Raw genomic sequence first — 6,000 nt, 5'->3', positions numbered from 1 at the left:
TTTTTTTTTTCAAGCAGAAGACGGCATACGAGATTGGTCAGTGACTGGAGTTCAGACGTGTGCTCTTCCGATCTATCTACACTCTTTCCCTACACGACACGCAGACTCCTGGGCTGCGTTTGGGGAGTGAAGTGCTGAACAACAACTTCAAGATAGTTGATGAGTTCAAGCAGATGACTGCCGGCGTCGCGACCGTGTTCGTGCGCAGCGGTGAAGAATTCATTCGGGTCAGCACGAATGTCACCAAACAAGACGGCAGCCGTGCCATTGGCACTCTGCTCGACCACGCGAACCCGGCTTACGCCCGTTTGATGGCGGGGCAGAGTTATTTGGGGCGAGCGTTGCTGTTCGAACGCTTCTACATGTCGCAGTACACCCCCGTACGCGACAGCAACGGTAAGATCATTGCCGTGCTGTACGTAGGATTCGATTACACCGACGCGCAGAACGCGCAGTTCGCCAACCTCAAACGCTTCCGCATCGGCCAGACCGGTTCCCTGGCGTTGTTGGATGAACAAGGCAAATGGCTGGTGCCGATTGCCGGTGTACAGGCGCTGGATCAGGCGGTCCCGAGCATCATCGGTCTGGCCAAGACACCGGGCAAAGGCGACTTCTGGAACGACAAGTCGCAAGACTTTTACAGTGTTGCCGTGCCGTTCGAAGGCGGGCCGTGGTCGGTGGTGGCGAGCATGCCGAAAACCGAAATCCGCGCCGTGACCTGGAGCGTCGGTATTCAATTGGCGATCGGCAGTCTGTTGGCGATGTTGCTGGCGGTCGGTGCGGCGGTCTGGTTGCTGCGCAGCAAACTGGCGCCACTGGGTGATCTGGTGCGTCAAGCCGAAGCCTTGGGTGCCGGTGATTTGAGTGTGCGCCTGAACGTGTCGAGCAACGACGAAATCGGTCAGTTGGCCCGCGCCTTCAATCAGATGAGCCAGGCCTTGTCGACCATGGTCGAGCACATTCGTAAGGCCTCGGGAGAGGTCAACAGCCGTGCCCAGGCGTTGTCCGGTTTGTCCGGTGGCGCCTATGAGGGGATGGAGCAGCAGTCCGGCGAAATCACCAGCATGGCCGGCGCCGTAGAAGAATTCAGCGCCACCTCGCTGAACATCGCCGACAACATGGGCAACACCCAGCGTCTGGCGCAGGAAAACGCACAGCAAACCCAGATCGGTCGTACGTCGATGGACGAAGCGTCCTCATCCCTGGAGCAAATCGCCGGTGCACTGAACAGCACCGCGACGGTGATCAATACCTTGGGGCAGCGCTCCCAGGAAATCGGCGGCATTGTCGGGGTGATTACCGCGATCGCCGAGCAAACTAACTTGCTGGCGCTCAACGCCGCCATTGAAGCCGCCCGCGCCGGTGAGCAGGGCCGTGGGTTTGCGGTGGTGGCTGATGAGGTGCGCAACCTGGCCTCACGCACCCGCCAGGCCACAGACGAAATTTCCGGGATGATTCAAAGCATCCAGCAGGAAACCGGCAACGCCATCAGCACCATGGAGCAGGGCAACGTGTTGATGCAGGAAGGCCTGTCGCGCAACGCCAACGTCGCTTCTGCCCTGGCGCGGATCGATGAGCAAAGCCGCTCGGCCGGTCAGCAATTCGCCGCCATCACTACCGCGACCCAGGAACAAAGCAGCACCGCGACCTTGCTCAGCAGCAATCTGCAAAGCATCGCTTTGGCGAACAGTGAACAGCGCGAAGTAGTGTCCAACCTAGCTGTGACTGCCAAAGAGCTGGAGAAGCTGGCGGCGGACTTGCGGCATGAGGTTGACCGGTTTCGTTGAGTCGCCTCTGAAATCCCTTCGCGAGCAAGCCCGCTCCCACAGTAGATCTGCGGTGAACACAGTATGTGTGAACACCCGAGATCAAATGTGGGAGCGGGCTTGCTCGCGAAGGGATCGACCCCAATTCAAGGATTTGTCCCAAATCTGCGGATCAATTCCTCTCTAGTCGTCTTCCTTGGCATTTAGCACCAGTGTCTCGATTTTTATGCTTGCTGAAACGTTTCTTCAAGTCTATAAAATTGGCACAACTCCAAGAAAGGCTGCTGCCATGACCCCGCTCAAACTCTTCGTTGCTCTCAGCGCACTGTCCGCTGCTTCCCAAGCCATGGCTTGGGACTACGTCCTGCTCGACACCGACAAAGCCGCCCAGAACTGGCAGATCACCAGCCAGCAACTCGGGGTAAAAACCGACAAACCCTTCAGTGTGACCCTACGCACCTTGCATGGCGGTCGGCAGGAGGGTGTCAGCATCGTCGACATTGATAACGGCACAATGAAACTCTCGGTGGTACCGACTCGTGGCATGAACGTCCTGCAGGCCTCGGTCGGCGATGTGCGCATGGGCTGGGATTCGCCGGTCAAGGAAGTGGTCAATCCATCCTTCATCGAACTCAACGGTCGAGGTGGCTTGGGCTGGCTGGAAGGTTTCAACGAACTGGTCACCCGCTGCGGCTACGAATGGGTCGGCCACCCCGGCATCGACAATGGTGAACTGCTGACCCTGCACGGTCGCGCCGCCAACATCCCCGCGAACAAAGTCACCCTGCACATCGATGAAAAACCGCCGTACGCCATCACCCTGCGCGGTGAGCTGAAAGAACAGGCGTTCAAGAAAGTCGACTTCTCCGTCGCGACCGAGCTGGTTACCGAACCCGGCAGCGTAGCGTTCGCCCTCAACGACACCCTGACCAACAACGGCGACTATCCGAAGGAATACCAGGCGCTGTATCACAGCAACTTCAGCACCCCATTCCTGGAGCAGGGCGCCCGCTTCGCCGCGCCGGTGAAACAGGTATCGCCGTTCAATGACAAGGCCAAAGGCGACTTGCCGGACTGGCAAACCTACCGCGCACCGACCAAGGACTACGACGAAACGGTCTACAACGTGGTGCCGTATGCCGATGCCAAGGGCGATACGCTGACCGTGCTGCATAACAAGGCCGGCAGCCTGGGGGTTTCGGTCGGCTTCAATACTCAAACACTGCCCGTGTTCTCCCTGTGGAAAAACACTGATACCCAAGGGCAGGGCTATGTCACGGGGCTGGAGCCGGGGACGAGTTTTTCCTACAACCGCCGGTATCAGCGGCCACTGAACCTGGTGCCGACGATTGGGCCGAAGGAACAGAAGCAGTTCGGGATCAGCTACAGCTTGTTGGCGGATAAGGCGGCTGTGGATAAGGCGTTGAAGCGGGTGAGCGAGATTCAGGGTGGGCGGGAGACTGAGGTGCGGCAGACGCCGTTGGTTGATCTGACCAAGGGCTGACGCCGGCTAGAGTGTTGTCGGCCGATACTGCAGCGCTTCGGCCAAGTGTTCACGGCTGATGCCATCGACTTGCTCAAGGTCTGCCAAGGTGCGAGCAACCTTGAGCAGTCGATGGGCCGCTCGAAGGGACAAGGTCAGCCGTTCACACGCTGTTTCCAGCCAGGTCTCGTCAACTGTGGACAACTTGCAGTGTCTGCGCAGGCCCGGTAAATCGAGGAATGCATTGGCGCAACCCTGGCGTTTTTGTTGGCGTTCTCGTGCATCGGCCACCAACTCGGCGGCGGTGGCAGTGTCGTCACCGGGTTTTAACGCAGGATTCAGCGCCGTGGCTTCTCGAGCAACCGTCAGGTGCAGATCGATGCGGTCCAGCAGCGGCCCCGACAGTTTGTTGCGGTAACGCTGGACCATGTCCGGTGTACAACTGCATTTACCACTGGGCTCGCCAAGATATCCACAGGGGCAAGGATTCATCGCCGCGACCAGTTGAAAGCGCGCCGGGAAGCGTACGCGGTCCTTGGCGCGGGAAATCACGATGTGGCCGGACTCCAATGGTTCTCTCAATACCTCCAATACCTTGCGATCAAATTCCGGGAGTTCGTCGAGGAACAACACGCCATGATGGGCGAGGGTGATTTCGCCGGGTTGCGGTTTCGAGCCGCCGCCCACCAGTGCGGGGCCTGACGCGGAGTGGTGCGGCTGTCGGAAGGGGCGCTGTGGCCAATGACTCAACGGCACACAACTGGCGACCGATTGAATCGCCGCGACTTCCAGTGCTTCGCTCTCGGCCAGTGGCGGTAACAGTCCCGGCAGACGACTCGCCAACAATGTTTTCCCCGTTCCCGGCGGACCGCTGAACAAAAGGTTATGAGCACCCGCCGCCGCAATCAGCAAGGCTCGCTTGGCCGCAAGTTGCCCCTGAACTTCGTTCAAGTCTGGATAGGGTTTGCTGGCGTAGAGCAAACCGTTGGAAGCGTAGGGGGCGATGGGCGTGTGGCCATTGAAATGCGCGACCGCTTCCAGCAAATGATCCACCGCAATCACCTTCAATCCCGAAGCCAGGCAGGCCTCCTCGGCATTCGCCCGCGGCACCACCAACGTGCGCCCGGCCTTGCGCGCTGCCAGCGCTGCCGGCAACACCCCACGAACTGCCCGCACTGCGCCCGATAACGCCAGCTCTCCCAGGCACTCCACATCATCCAGCGTCAACGTCGGCACCTGCACACTGGCCGACAGAATCCCCAAGGCAATCGCCAGATCGAATCGCCCGCCGTCCTTTGGCAGATCGGCGGGAGCGAGATTCAAGGTGATGCGCCGTGCCGGAAATTGCAGGCCGGAATTGATGATCGCGCTGCGCACCCGGTCTTTGCTTTCCTTCACGGCGGCTTCGGGCAAACCGACCATTGTCAGTGACGGCAACCCGTTGGCCAGGTGGACTTCTACGGTGACGGCGGGGGCTTCCACGCCGACCTGGGCGCGGCTGTGGACGATGGAGAGGGACATGGTCGTTCCTTGAGCTGACGAGGACCGCTTCCTGCGGTTTTTTGAAGGGTAGTTGGCGGAGGAAGTTCTGGTGGGGTGGTTTAGGCGACAAACTTTCACTGGATGTTGCAAGTACGAAGCAGGCCAATCGCGAGGCACAAAAAAACCGCCACTCGGGCGGTTTCTTCGGGGAGCCTGGTCAGGCTCGTGCACCTGCAAGCAAGCCATCAGGTTCAAGTTCTTTGCCATACGTTGCTGCCACTTTAAAAAAGCGATGTTGGCTGGCAGAAACGTTTCCGGCTAAACGGAGCGCCTCGGCATGATACTCAGCGATCATTAACGGCTTCGCTTTTTGCTTTTTGGGTTTCATAGACACCTCGCGTGCCTGGATGAGTGTTCGAGTCAATCAGCTTAAGAGATGTGCTTACTTGTGAGGCAATGGGAATTGGAGGTTTTTTTTGTAGGACTCAGCTTGGTTTTCAGACCTTCTGAAGGGCGCAGGTAGTCCTTTTCCTAGATTTTTGAAAGGGGAGGCCAAAAGTCAAAACAGCACGTTTGCATTTGTGAATTCAGGTTATACACTCAAGATTAATGCATAACGTTAAGCTTTAAATTATGATCGTTAGCTTTAAGTGTTCTGAGACCGAGTACCTGTTTCGCAGCGGAAGAACCCGTGTGTGGTCAGCCATTTTGAATGTCGCGGAACGAAAGCTGACGATGCTTGATGCCGCAGCTGTGTTGATAGATCTCCGATCACCGCCGGGCAATCGTCTGGAAGCGCTCGAGGGTAGTCGCAAAGGGCAGCACAGCATCCGTATCAACGCCCAATGGCGAATTTGCTTTATCTGGGGTCCTAACGGACCGGAGAATGTCGAAATCGTCGATTATCACTGAGGTGAGTAATGACTAAGAATGGTATGCGCCCGGTTCACCCAGGCGAGATCCTCAAAGAGGAATACCTGGAGCCTTTGAACCTTACGGCTGCAGCCTTGGCCAGAGCGTTGAATGTGTCGACACCTACGGTGAACGACATTGTGCTCCAGCGTCGTGGGGTCAGTGCTGATATGGCTCTCAGGCTTTCTATCTGCCTGGACACCACTCCTGAGTTTTGGCTGAATCTGCAATCGACTTACGATTTGCGCAAGGCTGAGATTGAACGGGGTGCCGCGATCCGGGATCAAGTTGAACGTCTTTCACATTGCGCCTGATCCTCAGACTTGAACGAACCCCACGTTAAAGCGTGGGTTTTTT

General features: G+C 57.8%; 5 protein-coding genes. 3 read left to right on the top strand and 2 right to left on the bottom strand.

All coding sequences use genetic code 11. The features are described 5' to 3' along the window. Window positions 1-2,055 precede the first annotated feature (2,055 nt). Window positions 2,056-3,270 carry an aldose 1-epimerase family protein gene (locus tag PMI36_RS01630; RefSeq protein WP_008076137.1) on the top strand — a complete coding sequence of 405 codons (1,215 nt, stop codon included), beginning with the start codon at window positions 2,056-2,058 and terminating at the stop codon, window positions 3,268-3,270. A gap of 6 nt (window positions 3,271-3,276) precedes the next feature. Here the strand turns inward: PMI36_RS01630 and PMI36_RS01635 are convergent, their stop codons facing one another. Next, window positions 3,277-4,770, bottom strand: a complete 1,494-nt coding sequence (locus PMI36_RS01635; protein ID WP_007894770.1) for a YifB family Mg chelatase-like AAA ATPase — start codon at window positions 4,768-4,770, stop codon at window positions 3,277-3,279. Between the two features lie 178 nt (window positions 4,771-4,948). Continuing rightward, window positions 4,949-5,119 (bottom strand): hypothetical protein, encoded by a 171-nt coding sequence (locus PMI36_RS31795; protein WP_162830929.1) that lies wholly within the window; start codon window positions 5,117-5,119, stop codon window positions 4,949-4,951. Between the two features lie 245 nt (window positions 5,120-5,364). Here PMI36_RS31795 and PMI36_RS31125 point away from each other — a divergent pair, with 245 nt between their 5' ends. Together PMI36_RS31125 and PMI36_RS01640 are read left to right on the top strand one after the other, a co-directional pair. Beyond that, window positions 5,365-5,643, top strand: a complete 279-nt coding sequence (locus PMI36_RS31125) for a type II toxin-antitoxin system RelE/ParE family toxin (RefSeq protein WP_007894775.1) — start codon at window positions 5,365-5,367, stop codon at window positions 5,641-5,643. Window positions 5,644-5,651: 8 nt separating this feature from the next. Further along, window positions 5,652-5,957 carry a HigA family addiction module antitoxin gene (locus PMI36_RS01640; RefSeq protein ID WP_008076136.1) on the top strand — a complete coding sequence of 102 codons (306 nt, stop codon included), beginning with the start codon at window positions 5,652-5,654 and terminating at the stop codon, window positions 5,955-5,957. Window positions 5,958-6,000 lie beyond the last annotated feature (43 nt).

It is taken from the genome of Pseudomonas sp. GM79 (assembly GCF_000282495.1).
Classification (GTDB): Bacteria; Pseudomonadota; Gammaproteobacteria; order Pseudomonadales; family Pseudomonadaceae; genus Aquipseudomonas.
Note: the sequence above shows the minus strand (reverse complement) of the source record. Positions and strands in the feature narration are given on the sequence as shown.

Excerpts from the sequence above, each read along its gene's own strand:
- PMI36_RS01630 (WP_008076137.1), top strand. The coding sequence starts at position 2,056 with ATGACCCCGCTCAAACTCTTCGTTGCTCTCAGCGCACTGTCCGCTGCT.
- PMI36_RS31125 (WP_007894775.1), top strand. The coding sequence starts at position 5,365 with ATGATCGTTAGCTTTAAGTGTTCTGAGACCGAGTACCTGTTTCGCAGC.
- PMI36_RS01635 (WP_007894770.1), bottom strand. The coding sequence starts at position 4,770 with ATGTCCCTCTCCATCGTCCACAGCCGCGCCCAGGTCGGCGTGGAAGCC.
- PMI36_RS31795 (WP_162830929.1), bottom strand. The coding sequence starts at position 5,119 with ATGAAACCCAAAAAGCAAAAAGCGAAGCCGTTAATGATCGCTGAGTAT.
- PMI36_RS01640 (WP_008076136.1), top strand. The coding sequence starts at position 5,652 with ATGACTAAGAATGGTATGCGCCCGGTTCACCCAGGCGAGATCCTCAAA.